This window comes from Mucilaginibacter galii, from assembly GCF_014635825.1.
GTDB lineage: Bacteria > Bacteroidota > Bacteroidia > Sphingobacteriales > Sphingobacteriaceae > Mucilaginibacter > Mucilaginibacter galii.
In genome coordinates, this window is record NZ_BMDO01000001.1 from 790,630 (window position 1) to 806,655 (window position 16,026).

The 16,026-nt window shown below is 43.9% G+C and carries 12 protein-coding genes and 1 riboswitch; of the genes, 8 read left to right on the forward strand and 4 right to left on the reverse strand.

Annotated features, from left to right (window positions below; translation table 11 throughout):
- Nucleotides 1-208 precede the first annotated feature (208 nt).
- Nucleotides 209-324, forward strand: a riboswitch (SAM riboswitch).
- A gap of 269 nt (nt 325-593) precedes the next feature.
- From IEV61_RS03405 to IEV61_RS03430, 6 genes are all read left to right on the forward strand, one after another.
- Nucleotides 594-1,928 (forward strand): O-acetylhomoserine aminocarboxypropyltransferase/cysteine synthase family protein, encoded by a 1,335-nt coding sequence (locus IEV61_RS03405; protein WP_188413758.1) that lies wholly within the window; start codon nt 594-596, stop codon nt 1,926-1,928.
- A gap of 114 nt (nt 1,929-2,042) precedes the next feature.
- A complete protein-coding gene (locus IEV61_RS03410; RefSeq protein ID WP_188413760.1) occupies nt 2,043-3,098 on the forward strand; it encodes a homoserine O-acetyltransferase family protein in 1,056 nt (351 codons plus the stop codon).
- Complete coding sequence (locus tag IEV61_RS03415) at nt 3,098-4,312, forward strand: homoserine dehydrogenase (protein ID WP_188413762.1); 1,215 nt, start codon at nt 3,098-3,100, stop codon at nt 4,310-4,312. The genes IEV61_RS03410 and IEV61_RS03415 overlap by 1 nt, the downstream gene beginning before the upstream one ends.
- 210 nt (nt 4,313-4,522) lie before the next feature.
- A complete protein-coding gene (locus IEV61_RS03420) occupies nt 4,523-5,692 on the forward strand; it encodes a glycosyltransferase family 87 protein (protein WP_188413764.1) in 1,170 nt (389 codons plus the stop codon).
- Nucleotides 5,689-6,642: a glycosyltransferase family 2 protein gene (locus IEV61_RS03425; RefSeq protein ID WP_188413765.1), complete on the forward strand. Its 954-nt coding sequence runs from the start codon at nt 5,689-5,691 to the stop codon at nt 6,640-6,642. Before IEV61_RS03420 ends, IEV61_RS03425 begins: the two co-directional genes overlap by 4 nt.
- Entirely contained in the window at nt 6,623-7,408 is a 786-nt protein-coding gene (locus IEV61_RS03430; protein ID WP_188413767.1) for a polysaccharide deacetylase family protein, read from the forward strand. The genes IEV61_RS03425 and IEV61_RS03430 overlap by 20 nt, the downstream gene beginning before the upstream one ends.
- 108 nt (nt 7,409-7,516) lie before the next feature.
- Here the strand turns inward: IEV61_RS03430 and IEV61_RS03435 are convergent, their stop codons facing one another.
- Nucleotides 7,517-8,101 (reverse strand): PNPOx family protein, encoded by a 585-nt coding sequence (locus IEV61_RS03435; RefSeq protein WP_188413769.1) that lies wholly within the window; start codon nt 8,099-8,101, stop codon nt 7,517-7,519.
- Between the two features lie 143 nt (nt 8,102-8,244).
- Complete coding sequence (locus IEV61_RS03440) at nt 8,245-9,747, reverse strand: NAD(P)H-hydrate dehydratase (protein ID WP_188413770.1); 1,503 nt, start codon at nt 9,745-9,747, stop codon at nt 8,245-8,247.
- 241 nt (nt 9,748-9,988) lie between these two features.
- On the opposite strand from IEV61_RS03440, the gene IEV61_RS03445 reads away from it, so the two are divergent.
- Nucleotides 9,989-10,345, forward strand: a complete 357-nt coding sequence (locus IEV61_RS03445; protein ID WP_188413771.1) for a hypothetical protein — start codon at nt 9,989-9,991, stop codon at nt 10,343-10,345.
- A 194-nt stretch (nt 10,346-10,539) separates the two neighbouring features.
- Here IEV61_RS03445 and uvrA read toward each other — a convergent pair whose 3' ends face one another.
- Both uvrA and IEV61_RS03455 read right to left on the reverse strand, forming a co-directional pair.
- Entirely contained in the window at nt 10,540-13,386 is a 2,847-nt protein-coding gene (uvrA, locus tag IEV61_RS03450; RefSeq protein ID WP_188413773.1) for an excinuclease ABC subunit UvrA, read from the reverse strand.
- Nucleotides 13,387-13,535: 149 nt separating this feature from the next.
- The gene (locus tag IEV61_RS03455; protein ID WP_229747021.1) at nt 13,536-14,201 is read right to left on the reverse strand and encodes a lytic transglycosylase domain-containing protein; all 666 of its coding nucleotides are present in this window, start codon (nt 14,199-14,201) and stop codon (nt 13,536-13,538) included.
- A gap of 327 nt (nt 14,202-14,528) precedes the next feature.
- Between IEV61_RS03455 and IEV61_RS03460 the strand changes: the two genes are divergently transcribed.
- A complete protein-coding gene (locus tag IEV61_RS03460) occupies nt 14,529-16,016 on the forward strand; it encodes a pseudouridine synthase (RefSeq protein WP_188413777.1) in 1,488 nt (495 codons plus the stop codon).
- Nucleotides 16,017-16,026 lie beyond the last annotated feature (10 nt).

Genomic DNA, 16,026 nt, shown 5'->3' on the forward strand with positions numbered 1-16,026 from the left:
AAAGCGTAGAAGTCTTTGACAAGCTCAGACTGACAGCAAGAACATTAAAGATAATTGAAAAGAAGAAGGCTGCAATAGCGCTTTAATAAACTCATCAACAGCAAAATAGCAAGTATTATAAAATAGTTCTTGCTATTTTGCTTTATAACACATTACATTTGCATCAACGGTTTAAGAACCATTAATCAAATACCCCACCACAGGTTTTGATTTATAAAGAAGCGGCGAGAGATCAGGCTCAACGACCCGCTGGCAACCCTCCGATAGGCGGAGAAGGTGCCAATTCCTGTCCCGGTTGGCCATTACAGCCGGGGAATATAAGTTAAATACCATGATACGACTTAACTACATCTCGACTGCAAATTTATTAGCTGCCCAAACGGGTAAGTTATCACTGTGCAACCTTTCTACCGGTTGTATGTGTATGTGCTGCTGTTAAAGGCACAAACACGTTCGTTATTCCCTTTTAAATTTCAAGGCAATATCTAAGTAACGTGTTTTACGCTCAGGCACTGCTATACCCTGTCCGTAGGCCACTTCCGCACGTAGCGCAACTAACACACAGCTTTAACATTTTGCAATCCCGAAAAATCATGTCTACACCAACATTTAAATTTGAAACTCTACAGTTACACGCAGGTCAGGAAGTTGATCCAACAACCGGTTCGCGTGCTGTACCGTTATACCAAACCACCTCATACGTATTTAAAAATGCCGAACATGGCGCTAATTTGTTTGCCCTAAAAGAGTTTGGCAACATCTACACCCGCCTTATGAACCCTACTACCGATGTGTTCGAGAAACGCATTGCAGCTTTAGAGGGTGGTGTGGCAGCCCTGGCAACCGCATCGGGACAGGCAGCACAGTTTATTGCATTAAACAACATTTTACAGGTAGGCGATAACTTTGTAACCTCGCCCTTTTTATACGGCGGCAGTTACAACCAATTTAAAGTAGGCTTCAAACGCCTGGGTATTGAGGCACGCTTTGCCGCCGATGATCGCGCCGAAAGCTTTGAGCCATTGATTAACGAAAACACCAAAGCCATTTACCTCGAAACCATTGGTAATCCCGGCTTTAATATTCCTGATTTCGAGCAGATTGCAGCTTTAACCCGCAAATATGATTTGCCTTTAATTGTAGATAACACCTTTGGTGCGGGAGGCTACCTTTTCCGCCCGCTACAACATGGTGCCAATGTGGTAGTAGAGAGCGCAACCAAATGGATTGGCGGCCATGGTACCAGCATTGGTGGTGTTATTGTTGATGGCGGTAATTATAACTGGGGCAACGGCAAGTACCCGCAGTTTAGCGAGCCATCCGAAGGCTACCACGGTTTAATATTCTCGGATGTATTCGGCGTTAATGGCCCCTTTGGTAACATCCAGTTCATCATCCGTGCGCGGGTAGAAGGTTTGCGCGATTTTGGCCCTTCGCAATCACCGTTCAATTCGTTCCTATTGATACAAGGCTTGGAAACTTTGTCACTACGTGTACAGCGCCACGTAGATAATGCGCTCGAACTGGCTACCTGGTTAGAGCAGCATCCACAAGTGGAACGTGTAAATTACCCGGGGCTGGCCTCATCGGCTTACCACACGCTGGCTAAAAAGTATTTAAAGAACGGCTTTGGCGCGGTACTATCCTTCGAGCTAAAAGGCAGCAAAGAGAATGCAGGCAACTTCATCAACAGCTTACAACTGGTAAGTCACCTGGCTAACGTGGGCGATGCCAAAACGTTGATTATTCAACCTGCTGCAACTACGCATCAGCAATTATCTGATGCCGAACAAAAGGCTGCCGGCGTTACCCCTACCCTTTTGCGCGTAGCCGTGGGCATTGAGCATATAGATGATATTAAGGCCGATTTTGAACAAGCCTTTGCTAAAATTCAGCAGCAGGAAGCCGAATTAGCGCAGTTAAATTAAATGTATAAATGCTGTTTTCCTTACAAGAGAACAACATAACGATATAGTTTTTTTTTAGTGATTAATAACGAAAGTCTCCCCCTGAAATAACGGGGAGGCTTTTAAAGTTTTAGAATGAGTACACAAATATACAAGCACCAGGGCAATTTTGAACTCGAGTCGGGCGCTACGCTTGATGGGCTCGAAATTGGTTACCATACCTACGGAAGACTCAATGCAGCTAAAGACAACGTAGTTTGGATATGCCATGCTTTAACGGCCAATTCCGATGTTTTTGACTGGTGGAAAGGCATAGTGGGCGAGGGTTACTTTTTTAACCCCGACGAGCATTTTATTGTGTGTGCCAATGTATTGGGGTCGGCATATGGTACCACCAATCCGCTAAGTATTAATCTGGCTACCGGTCAGCCTTATTATCTCGACTTTCCGGCGTATACCACGCGCGATATGGTTTCAGCACACCAGCTATTAGCCAATGCGTTAGGTTTAAAAGATATTTTTATTTTAATAGGTGGTTCACTCGGCGGTCAACAGGCCTTAGAGTGGAGCATTATGGAGCCTGCACGTATAAAGCAGCTCATTTTAATTGCCAGCAATGCCAAACACTCGCCTTGGGGCATTGCCTTTAACGAATCGCAAAGGTTGGCCCTCTTAGCCGACAGCACTTTTAACAACGGCACACCCGAGGGTGGCAGCGCCGGTTTAAAAGCAGCACGCAGCATGGCTTTACTATCGTACCGTGGCTATAAAGCTTACAATATTAAACAACACGAAGACGACGACAATATTACTGATAACTACCGCGCCTCTACTTACCAAAGTTACCAGGGCGATAAATTAGTGAACCGCTTTAATGCTTACAGCTATTGGTATTTAACCAAGGTAATGGATTCGCACCATGCCGGCCGTAACCGCGGCGGGTTGGAGAAAGCGCTGAGTACTATCCAGGCGCAAACCTTAGTTATCGGTATCAAATCAGATATTCTATTCCCAATAGAAGAGCAGCAGTATTTATTTCAGCATATCCCTAAAGCGGCGTATTCTGAATTTGATTCGTTTTATGCGCACGATGGCTTTTTAATTGAAACAGAAACTTTAACAAAAATCATATCCTCTTTCCTGAAAACCGACGTACGCGGAAAGATCATAGAATTACAAAAGATAGCTTAATGAGTAAAAAACTAACGATTGGTTTATTTGGCTTTGGTGTGGTTGGACAAGGCCTGCACGACATCATCCGCACCAAGAACCTGAATATCGAAATTAAAAAAATCGCCATCAAGAACCCGGGTAAACAACGCACCTTACCCGCCGACCTTTTTACTACCGACCGGGACGAGATACTGTACGACCCCGAAATTAATACCGTTGTTGAATTAATTAACGATACGGAAGCCGCTTATGAAATTGTATCGCGAGCTTTATCAACCGGCAAAAACGTAGTATCGGCCAGTAAAAAAATGCTGGCCCTTCACTTACAGGAGTTGATAGACCTGCAGCATGAGCATGGCACTTCGTTGCTTTATGAAGGTGCGGTTTGCGGTAGTATCCCCATCATCCGTAACCTGGAAGAATATTATGATAACGAACTACTGCACTCCATCAGCGGTATATTCAACGGTTCCTCCAACTACATTCTTTCAAAAGGTAACTTAGAGGGTTTGGATTATGATACCGCCCTTAAACAAGCTCAAGATCTGGGCTTCGCCGAAACTGATCCAACTTCTGATGTAGGTGGCTATGATGCAAAATACAAACTGGTTATTGCCTCAGCGCATGCTTATGGTTTGGTAGTGCAGCCTGATGAGGTGATGAACATTGGCATCCAAAATCTATCGGCCCATGATATGCAGTATGCTCGCGAGAAAAATTTAAAGATCAAACTGGTGCCGGTAGCCAAAGAATTAGACGACCAGCATGTTACCTTATTTGTACTCCCTAAATTTGTGAACGAAACGGAGTTTTTGTACAACGTAGAATACGAATACAACGGCGTAACCGTACAGGCGGCCTTCGCCGATCAGCAATTCTTTTTTGGTAAAGGTGCAGGCGGCCACCCTACCGGTTCGGCCGTATTGTCTGACATTGCCGCGCTGCGTTACGATTATGGTTATGAATATAAAAAGGCGCATGCCCAACGCGGTTTGGCCTTTACCAACAATATTGAACTAACTGTTTACCTGCGGTATGAGGATGAACAACTGGTAGAAGATCTGAACTTCATCCACATCCATGAACGCTATTATTCTGATAAATTTAAGTTTGTTTGCGGAAAAATCAATTTGCAAAATCTGATCGCCCAGCAGCAACGTATATTGGAGAGTAAGGCTTTCGTAGCCTTTGCCGATCAGCTAACGGGGGTCAGTTTAGCCTCGGCGTTATAATACAGTAGTAGTTTTTTAGTAGATTTCTACGCACTGTTGGTTTCAAAAGGTTTCAGCAATGAAGCCTTTTGTTGTTTACACCTCTCCCCGGCCCTCTCCAAAGGAGAGGGAGTAATACTTATCTCCCTGTATTTTAAGTCCTCTCCTTTGGAGAGGATTAGGAGAGGTTTTCCTATATTTGTAACGAGTAAATGACACGCCCCTCAATTAATGTCTAAGTATTTAAAGCTCTTTACCAACCGGATATTTGTAACCGTTATTTGGTTTGGCTTAAGCTTTTTTGCTATCCTGAAACAGGTATTGCATCAGCACATTAATAATTACCTCATTTATAAATACACGTTCATTAACCTGGTGCACAAGCTCAATTTGTATGCACCGCAGCCACAGCATTTTGAAGACAGCAATCACTACGGCCCTTTATTTTCCTTGGTGATAGCCCCTTTTTCCTTACTGCCCGATGGTGCCGGTGCCGTAGTTTGGGTAATGGTGAATGCCTGGGTACTGTATCAGGCTATATTGCTTTTACCACTTACCGCGCTGCAGCGCAATGCGGTACTGCTTATTTGCGCGCATGAATTAATGACCGCTGCATTTAATGCCCAGTTTAACCCCATGATGGCGGCATGCATTATATTAAGCTACGTTTTTATCAGGAACAAGCATGACTTTTGGGCGGCATTGGTAATTGTAGCCGGTACGTATATCAAACTGTATGGAATTGTGGGTTTGGCTTTTTTCTTTTTCTCGGAGCATAAGATCAAGTTCATACTTTCTCTACTTTTTTGGGGAATTGTACTATTTATACTGCCCATGGTATTCTCCTCACCTGCATTTGTGGCTCAAAGCTATTACGACTGGTACATGAGCCTGTCCGAAAAAAATGCAGTGAACACTACATCGCACATGCAAGATATTAGCGTAATGGGGATGATCCGTCGTGTTTTCCACTACCCGCAATTGTCTAACTTAATAGTTATGGTACCGGGCTTAATATTATTTGTGGCATCGTACCTCAACATTAAAAGCTTTAAGCAAATGCCTTACCAGTTATTGATCCTGGCATCAACCCTAATATTTACAGTGATTTTTAGTACCGGTTCCGAGTCGCCTACTTACATTATTGCTTTTGTAGGGGTGGCTGTATGGTTTATGAACCTTGACAGGCCGGTGAATAAATTAGACATTGCCTTACTTATATTTGCACTTTTGGTAACCAGTTTATCACCGTCCGACTTGTTTCCCAAATACATTAACCGCACCTATATTAAGCCTTATGCTTTGAAAGCATTGCCGTGTTTTATCATATGGCTTAAAATTGTTTACGAAAGTTTAACCCGGCATTTTAACCGGCAAGCTGTTTACACAGTTGTAGAATGAGAAGAAAGATATCTGTAGTAGTTCCGTCTTATAACGAGGAAGGGAATATTGAGGTACTGGCCAACAGATTGGTGCAGGTGCTTAAAACCGTACCTTACGACTACGAAGTAATTTTTGTAGATGATGGCAGCTCAGACCATACGCTTGACAGGCTAAAATCTTTAGGCAGCCTGGATGCTAACCTGTATTACCTGGAACTATCGCGCAACTTTGGACATCAAAATGCTTTAAAAGCAGGTTATGACAGTGCCAACGGCGATGCTATTATTAGTATGGACGGCGATATGCAGCACCCCCCCGAACTAATACCGCAATTCTTAGAAAAATGGGAAGAGGGTTACGATGTGGTATATACTACCCGCGAATACCAGGACGAAGCTACTTTTTTTAAGACAAAATCGTCTGACTTGTTCTACGGTGTGTTAAATTCCTTATCAGAAACCAAGTTGGAAAAAGGCACTGCCGATTTCAGGTTGATAGACCGTAAGGTAGCTAACGTTTTGGTAAGTTTGACTGAGAATGGGCTTTTCATCCGTGGATTAATTAAATGGCTCGGTTTTAAGCAATATTCCATTAATTATGTGTGCGATGCACGTTTTTCGGGCAGCAGCAAATACAACCTCAAAAAGATGATCAATTTTGCGGTGCAGGGTATTACGGCGTTTAGTGTTCGTCCGTTGTATATGGCTACCGGTTTGGGTTTGTTTTTCTCTGTGGCGGCGCTGCTCTTTATCCCTTATATTTTATACAGTTATTTTTCGGGCGAAGCCGTTTCCGGCTGGGCATCTTTGCTAACTACCATCGTATTTTTTGGTGGCATACAGTTGATGGTATTAGGCATTATAGGTATGTACCTGGGCAAGCTGTTTATGCAATCCAAACAACGCCCCAATTATATTATACGTTCCACCAACTTACAAAGGGTAAATCATGATCTTGTTAAGCTTTGATATTGAAGAATTTGATATGCCCTTTGAATACGGAAAAACGATCTCATTTGAAGATCAGCTTTCCATATCCACCCAAGGTACATTAAGCATATTGCAAATACTGAAACGAAAGGGTATTAAAGCTACGTTTTACTGTACTGCTAATTACGCGCAGCACAAACCCGAAATCGTAATGCAGATCATTAACGAGGGTCACGAGTTGGCTTCTCACGGTTATTACCATTCTGATTTTAAGCCTGAGCATCTGCTGCAATCCAAACAAAAACTGGAAGAGATTGGCGGCGTAGAAATTAAAGGTTACCGCATGGCCCGCATGATGCCGGTTGATGAACGCGAGATAGAAAAGGCAGGGTACGTTTACAACTCTTCCATCAATCCTACCTGGTTACCGGGCAGGTACAACAATTTTCATCGTCCGCGTACCTGGTTTTACGATCAGAATGTGCTACAGCTACCCTCGTCAGTTTCGCCGCTTATCAGGTTCCCGTTGTTTTGGTTGAGCTTCCATAATTTACCTATGGGCATCATCAAGATGCTGAGTGCTTCTACGCATCGTAAAGATGGTTACCTGAATCTATATTTTCATCCCTGGGAATTTACCGACCTAAAACAGCCCGAGCGTTTCGGTTTCCCCGGCTATGTTACCCGTAACACGGGCGAAGCATTTATTAAGCGGCTGAGTAACTTCATCACCTGGGGTTTGACCAAAGGTTATGAGTTTGCCCGTACAGGCGATTTTGTGCAGCAGATTAAGGAAAGGGATTAAAAATCGAATATATATAATAAGGATGTCAGTCTTGTCGAAGACTTAACAATGCGTATAAGTCTGCGACAAGACTGACAAATAATTTATGGTAATACCGCAGCAATACTGCTAAGGTATTAACCACGCCCCTTGGAACTCGCCACCATCTTCTAACATAAATTTCGCCCTTCGGTTACCTTCGCGATTTAGTTGAAGGTATTCGAGATAATTGGTTTTGATAACCACCACCGCAAAGTTCTCGTACCCCGTCGGGTCGTGTTCTTCAAACTTTTTACCTTTAATATAAATTAAACCATCGGCCGGTTCATTAATTAGGGTAGATGGTGCAGGCTCGGCCAAATAGGAGCGCCGGCCTTTATAGCCGTCTTTTCGCCAGTACCAGTATGATACTTCGTCTTGATGATGAATTGTAGCATTACCTTTCAAAATCAATTGCATTTTCTCTTCATCACTGTAGAACACAACCGTAACCTTTCCGTTCAATTGCAACTGTTCAACCTTGGGCGAACGGTGATCGGTATAAAATATTAGTGTATTGCGTTCGGCATTGGCTTCTCTTAACACAACCGTGTAAGCGTTAATATCATCGGCAGCATAGTTACACACCGTCATGTTACGCAGCGGCGAATCTTTGCTACCGGTGGCCTCCAGCTTACTCCAGCATTCAGAAAACATATCGGTTAATTGGGACATTAGAATAGATTAAAAAATTTAAAATTTTTTGTAACATTTCGAAACTCGCAACGTCTTATAGGTACTTTTAATTAGTATTATTTGTTCTTTATAAGGTCAGTTAATAGTAAAGGGGTAGTCTTGATACTTCCGCCCCTTTATTTTTATAGCAACTTAGCTATAGTTGCCGGTATACGTGCCGCAACCTGTCCCGGTAATACTACCTGTAAACGGTTAGGTAAAGCCAGCTCATCCCCTGCTTTGCCATGCAGGTAAACCCCTGTCACACAAGCCTGTTCAGGCGTATATTTTTGCCCTAATAAAGCCGTAATAACCCCTGTCAATACATCGCCCATACCGCCAACTGCCATAGCCGCATTACTGGTAGAATTAAAATACACTTTACCATCGGGGCAGCCTACCATGGTGTAACTATTTTTAAGTACAATATAAATATTGAGTTCCTGCGTCTTTTGCTGTAAGGTTTGCAGGCGTTGCCACCAATTGCTGTGCTCGCCAAACAAGCGATCAAACTCTTTCATGTGCGGGGTAAGTATGCTCCCGGCAGGTAAATCTGCCATTAGGCGCGGATGCTCAGCCAGCAGGTTCAGTGCGTCGGCATCAACTACAATGGGCTGCTTATACTCTTCCAGTACATATTGCAATAAGGCCAGGGCATCTTCATCTTTGCCTAAACCCGGGCCAATGGCTATGGTGCTATAACTGTCGAGTTTTAACTCCGGCATTTCGTAGGCTTTGCGTACAACGGCCATTATTTCTGCTTGGTAACTGTTTAGGGCGGTTAAGCCGCTTTCGGGGATGCAAGCCGTAGTTAGTCCGGCACCGGCATACACACAGGCCGATGAGCACAGCAATGCCGCCCCCATTGTTTTAGCCTGACCAGCGATGATAAGCGCGTGGCCAAAGGTACCTTTATGACTAAAACGGCTGCGGGGCTTTAAAACAGCTTTAATATCTTTTTCTTCAACCCATAGGTAGGGCGATTGCAACGATTCAATAAAAACTTCATGCAAGCCTATATTTACAGCTTCCCAACATTTTATGAAAGGCGCCGACTCAGGCAGTAAAAAGTTGATCTTTGGTTGCTGAAACGTGATAACCAGATCCGCCTTTAAAACAGCGGCATCCGAATCTACTTCACCATCGGTATAAAAACCGGTAGGCACATCTACAGCAACTATGGTTTTGTCAAGGGTGTTAAGATGATTGACCAGTTCCAGATAATCTCCCGCTAAAGGTTTATTTAAGCCACTGCCTAATATGGCATCAATTAAAATATCGCTGGTTTCTTGGGGTGCAGTTTGCCCTTGTTCAATACTTTCAGTCGTGAGGTTCAAACTCTGTAACCGCTGCAGGTTCTCCGCAAAATCGGGCGATACTTTATTTGAAAACCGCACAATTTTCACATTGATAAATTCATAGCCATGCTCATATAATATACTTGCAATGGCTAAACCATCGCCGCCATTATTCCCAGTGCCACAATAAACCGATATCGTGTTTCTCTTATCAGGAAAATGATTAACAAACCAGCTAACAAAAGCTTTGGATGCCCGCTCCATTAAGTCAATAGAAGAAACAGGTTCGTTGGCAATGGTGTAAGCATCAACTTGCCTAATTTGCGCTGCAGTTAGTAAGGGTAACATAAATAACTAAGGCAAATTGAGCTGGGTTTGTTTTTGCAGGCATTAAATCCATGGTATTTAAACCGCTCTTTAAACAGTTTAGTTGTTAGAAAATGACGGCACCAATTAAAACAATCTCCTATTAATTATAAAAGATTTCTGTTTGAATTACTTACACACAGTTTGTTGATAATAAGTTTCTTATAAAGATAAACATATAGATTGAGTGATAGTTATAATAACTCATTTAAAAACATTTACCATGTCAGAAGCAAAATCAGAAGATCAGCATTTAGAAAAAACTATTGACGCGTTAGAAAACAGCATCAAGAACGAATCGGCCACAGGATCATCTACAGCTATTACTAGCTGGATCAAAACTCTGTCGGACCATAAAGGTTTCCAAACCATTGTACACGATCTGGAAAAATTGAAAGAAGCCATTGCAGACAAAGACGGCAAAAAAGTTTATACTCTGTTAGAAAAGTTAGGTAACGAAACCGTTAAAGCAGCCGAAAAAGCAGAAGGCGGAGAAAACAAAGCCATTACCAAACTGGGTAAAACCTTATTAAAAGGTTCTAAACTGGTAGAAAAATTAGTTGGTAAAGACGAAAAATAGTTTCTCTTCACATCAACAAAAAAGCGGCTGTCAGTAATAGACAGCCGCTTTTTTGTTGATGTGATGTTATTGCGAGCGGTAGCGACGCAAATAGGATTATTACACCCTGTCAGTCTGAGCTTGTCGAAGACTTGTACGATCGATAAGTCTTCGACGGGCTCAGAATGGCAGCTTATTTAGTAAATTCTAATTTATTAAGCTAAATGCATTTCCTTAGCCAAAAACTGCCCGGTGAAACTCTCTTTTACCTTGCATAGACCCTCAGGCGTACCTCTATAAAGGATATTCCCACCGCCTGAGCCGCCTTCGGGGCCTAAGTCGATCACGTGGTCAACTACTTTAATTACGTCAAGGTTGTGTTCTATCACCAAAACGGTATTGCCTTTATCCACCAGTTGATGCAGTACGCCTAACAGTACGTTAATATCTTCAAAGTGCAAACCGGTGGTAGGCTCATCTAAAATGTAGAAGGTATTGCCCGTATCTTTCTTAGATAATTCGGTAGAGAGTTTAACGCGCTGCGCCTCACCACCCGATAAGGTGAGCGACGACTGCCCCAAAGTGATGTATCCCAAGCCCACATCGTTCAGCGTTTTTACTTTACGGTAAATGGCCGGCATGTTCTCGAAAAACACCGTGGCATCTTCAATACTCATATCCAGCACATCGCTAATGGATTTACCACGGTAGCGAACTTCCAGGGTTTCGCGGTTGTAGCGTTTACCGCCACATTCTTCGCAAGGCACCTGTACATCGGGCAAAAAGTTCATTTCTATAACTTTTTGTCCGGCACCCTGGCAGGTTTCGCAGCGGCCTCCCTTTACATTAAAAGAGAAACGACCGGGTTTATAACCCCTGATCTTCGACTCGGGCAGTTGCACATACAATGCACGAATGTCTGAAAACACCCCGGTATACGTAGCCGGGTTTGAACGCGGCGTACGGCCAATAGGCGTTTGGTCTATCTCAATAACCTTATCAATATTCTCTAAACCTTCAATCTTATCATAAGGCAGCGGCGTTTTCTTAGCCCTGAAGAAATGATGATTTAGGATAGGATATAGCGTTTCGGTAATTAAACTGGATTTACCACTTCCCGATACACCGGTAATACCAATCAGTTTGCCCAAAGGAAACTCTACCGATACCTTTTTCAGGTTATGGCCGGTAGCTTTTTTCAGAGTTAAGCTTTTACCGTTTCCCTTGCGACGTACTTTAGGCACTGCAATTTCGCGACTACCGTTCAGGTAAGAGGTGGTTAAGGTATTAACTTTCATTAATTCGGCAGGCGTACCCTCGGCCACTACAGTACCGCCGTGTACACCGGCTGCCGGGCCCATGTCAATTACATAGTCGGCCTCCAGTATCATATCTTTATCGTGCTCTACTACTAACACGGTATTGCCTAAATCGCGCAGGTTTTTAAGAGCTTTGATGAGGCGGTCGTTATCGCGCTGGTGCAAGCCAATGCTGGGCTCATCTAAAATATACATCACATTCATCAGCTGCGAGCCAATTTGCGTAGCCAAACGAATCCGTTGCGCCTCACCTCCAGATAGCGTACGTGCGGTACGGTCTAAGGTTAAATAGCTCAAACCTACATCCAGCAGGAAAACAATACGTGCACGAATCTCTTTAAGTATTTCCTTCGCAATCACGTTCTGGCGTTCGCCTAAACGGTCTTCCAGTCCTTCAAACCAGGTTTGCAGGGCTTTAATGTCCATGGTAGCCAGTTCGAATATATTTTTTTCGTCTACCTTAAAATGCAGCGATTCTTTTTTCAGGCGGGCACCTTCGCAAACAGGGCAAGTCTTTAGTACGCGATAAGCATCCATATCGTCGCTTACGCCTTCGCTTTTGCGCTCCTGCTGTTCTTCCAGCATTTTTATCAAGCCGTCGAACGTTACCTGGTAGTTTTGCACGTTCCATTTATTGTACTCTACGGCAACGGTGATGATCTCGTGCGATCCATTCAAGATAATATCCAGCTTATCGCGCGGAATTTTCTCAATAGGCACCGATAATGAGAATTCATACTTTTTAGCCAGCGCTTTCAACACCTGGAATATCCATGTTTCGCGGTATTCGCCTATAGGGGCCAAACCACCGTTAGTAATACTTAGCTTAGGATTGGGAATCACCGACTCTTCATCCACCACAAAAATGTAACCCAGGCCGTCGCACTTATCGCAAGCGCCATAAGGCGAATTGAACGAGAAAGTATTCGGCTGCGGCTCATCGTATGAGATACCCGAAACCGGGTCCATTAAAAACTTACTGAAGTAGGATACATTATTATCCTGATCGGCAATACGAATAATGCCTTTAGCCGTTTTAAGGGCCGACTGTACAGAGGTGTATAAGCGCTTGCTATCTTTTTCGCTTACCACCAGGCGGTCTACCACAATATCAATATCGTGAATTTTATAGCGGTCTACCTGCATTTTAGGTTCCACATCTACAATGGCGCCATCTACATATACCTTTAAAAAGCCCTGCTTGCGGATCTGTTCAAACAATTCGCGGTAGTGGCCTTTACGTCCCTTTACCACCGGAGCCAATATGTTTACCGGCTGACCGTCGAACTTTTCCATGATGGTACGCAAGATCTGATCTTCGCTCATGCGTTCCATTTTTTGGCCGCTTATGTACGAGTAAGCCTCACCCGCACGGGCAAACAGCAAACGCATAAAATCGTAGATCTCGGTAATGGTACCAACCGTTGACCGCGGGTTTTTACTGGTAGTTTTTTGCTCAATGGCAATTACCGGGCTCAGGCCAGATACCTTATCTACGTCGGGCCGCTCCATACCGCCCATAAACTGGCGCGAATAGGCCGAAAACGTTTCCATATAACGGCGCTGCCCCTCGGCATAAATGGTATCGAAAGCCAAAGAAGACTTGCCGCTGCCACTTAAACCCGTAATAACCACCAGTTGGTTACGCGGGAAAGAAATATCTATATTTTTTAAATTATGTACCCGGGCCCCGTAAACTTCTACATCGCGCTGCTCGCCCAGATCTACTGTTTTTTCACTCATATAATTTGTACCCAAACAAGTTAAAACTTGTAAACGGCGGCTAAGTTTTTAGCTGCCTGTAATTATCTCATAAAGAGGCGCAAATATACGAAAAAGGCCGGCTTGCACAATGCAAGCCGGCCTTAATTGCTCCGTAAATACTAAATTTCTTAGTTGATAGTCAACACTTCTGCCGGCTGTAATTCGGCCAGCATAGGGGCTGTACCGTTTTTGGCCGGCCTGTCTACCACTTCTTTCATGGCTACCAGCGTGTACACATACTTAGCCGTTTCGCGGTTTAAGTGCATGTAAAAATAGTTGCCTTTGTTTTTGCGGTTAATAGCTTTGGCCACCCTGGGCGAACCTGCGTTGTACGCAGCCGCAGCCAGTGTCCAGCTGTTAAACTCACCATAAAGTTCTTTAATATACTTGCAGGCGGCAACGGTAGATTTTCGCACATTTAAGCGATCGTCTTTTCCTTTTCCAACTTTTAAGCCATACTCGCGGGCGGTACCCGGCATAAACTGCCATACCCCTGCTGCACCTCGCGGCGACCTTACATGACTGTCAAAACCTGACTCAAGTAACGGAATGTATTTAAAATCTTCTGGAATACCGTAGAGTTTTAGAATGGGTTCGATGATAGGGAACCACTTTTTGGCCTTGGCCTGTAACTCTTCGGTTTGGGTATTGAAACTATGCTTTCTGATGGATCTCCTGATGCGGGTATTCACTTTTGCATTAGATACAGGAACCACTTCATCGGCAAAGTTGAGGATCGGATTCGGACCTTTTTTTGTTAGTAAAAAGTCAATTAGAGCACTACTGTTTTTCAAGGGCTTTTTGTCGGGAACACTAAAGACAAAGAGCTTTGAAATGATGAACAGCACACAAATTACGGAGCACGTAAATAGGTGTTTTTTAATCATTCAAATTTATTTAGTTCAACAATACAGGTTTAGGTGTGTGGTGCAAAGGTACAAAACATTGCACATAATCAAACACTTAGCCCATCTTAGTGTGTTGACACGTGTTGAAAACTATCAAAAACAATGCGTTTAAACGCCCTAAGCGTACATTTTTGATGTGGAAAAAAATTTTCTAAATCGGCAATTTTTCGTACTTTTGACCTCTGCTTTTGTAAGCGTATAACACAAAATATAATGTTCAAAAAACAAGGGAACAGTCGCGACGACAAGTCCAACAACTCAACCGGCAGGCGTGCCGGCAATGGCGACCAGCCACGCAACAGCTCTTCTCCACGCACCCGTAATGCATCTTCCGGAGGTTTCAAAAAATCAGATGACGGCGCTCCAAAAAAACGTTTTGGCAGCGACAGCAGTACTGATAAAAAACCGTTCTCGTCATCAAGACGATCAACCGGTAGTTTTAATGCGGATGAAAAGCAAAAGAAGAGTTTTGGCAGCAGCGCAGCCGGCGATAAAAAGCCTTACGCTTCGCGCGGTACCAAACCTGATGCAACCGGCGGCGATAGACCTTTTAAGAAAAATTCAGATTCGCGCGGTACCAGTGCCGATAAGCCTTTTGGCCGTACAGCCGGATCGCGTGGTGCGAGTACCGATAAACCGTTTGCTAAATTTTCGCCACGCAGTGCCGAAGATAAGCCACGTAACCGTCGCCCGCCCGAAACTAATAATGTACCTAACCCCAATGCCGATAAATCCTTTAAAAGAAATGACAGCTTTGGCGGTGAAAAACGCAGAACACACAAACCCCGTGATATAGACCAGGCCGAAGGCGGTGCCGAACGCAAGCCTTATAACAAGGCAGTTGGTAGCAGCCGTAGCTGGGATAACCGTACCGAAGAAGAAAAGAATGCGCCAAAACGCGACCGTAGCGAGTTTGAAGACGAACGCCCTACCCGAGTTTTAAGAGGACGTAATAAAAAGGCTGTTGAGAAAGCTGATGATCACCTCATCCGTTTAAACCGCTATATAGCTAACGCCGGTATTTGCTCGCGCCGTAAGGCCGATGAGTTAATTGCCGCAGGCGTGGTTTCGGTAAACGGCGAAGTGATATCAGAGTTAGGCCACAAGGTTGACCCAAGCAAGGATGTGATACGTTACAACGGCGAAACACTGAAACGCGAGAAAATGGTTTATGTGTTGCTGAACAAGCCTAAAGATTATATTACCACCACCGACGATCCGCAGGAACGCCGTACTATTATGGCCCTGGTTGAAAAAGCCAGCAAAGAGCGTATTTACCCTGTTGGCCGTTTAGACCGTAACACCACCGGTTTAATATTAATGACCAACGATGGCGACCTGGCCGATAAGCTTTCGCATCCGCGTAACAGCGTAACCAAACTTTACCAGGTTGAGTTGGATAAAAGCTTAACCCAAGGCGATTTAAATAAAATACAATACGGCCTGGAACTGGAAGATGGTATAATTAAGCCAGATATGGTGAGCTATGTACAAGGTGGCACCAAGCGCGAAATTGGCATACAAATACACAGCGGCAAAAACCGCATTGTACGCCGCATATTTGAGCACTTAGGTTACGATGTAGTTAAGCTTGACCGTACTATTTACGCCGGTTTAACTAAAAAAGACCTGCCCCGCGGCCGCTGGAGATACCTTGACGAAAAAGAGGTTGTACAGTTGAAGCATCTGGTACAAGTGTAATTAGAGATTA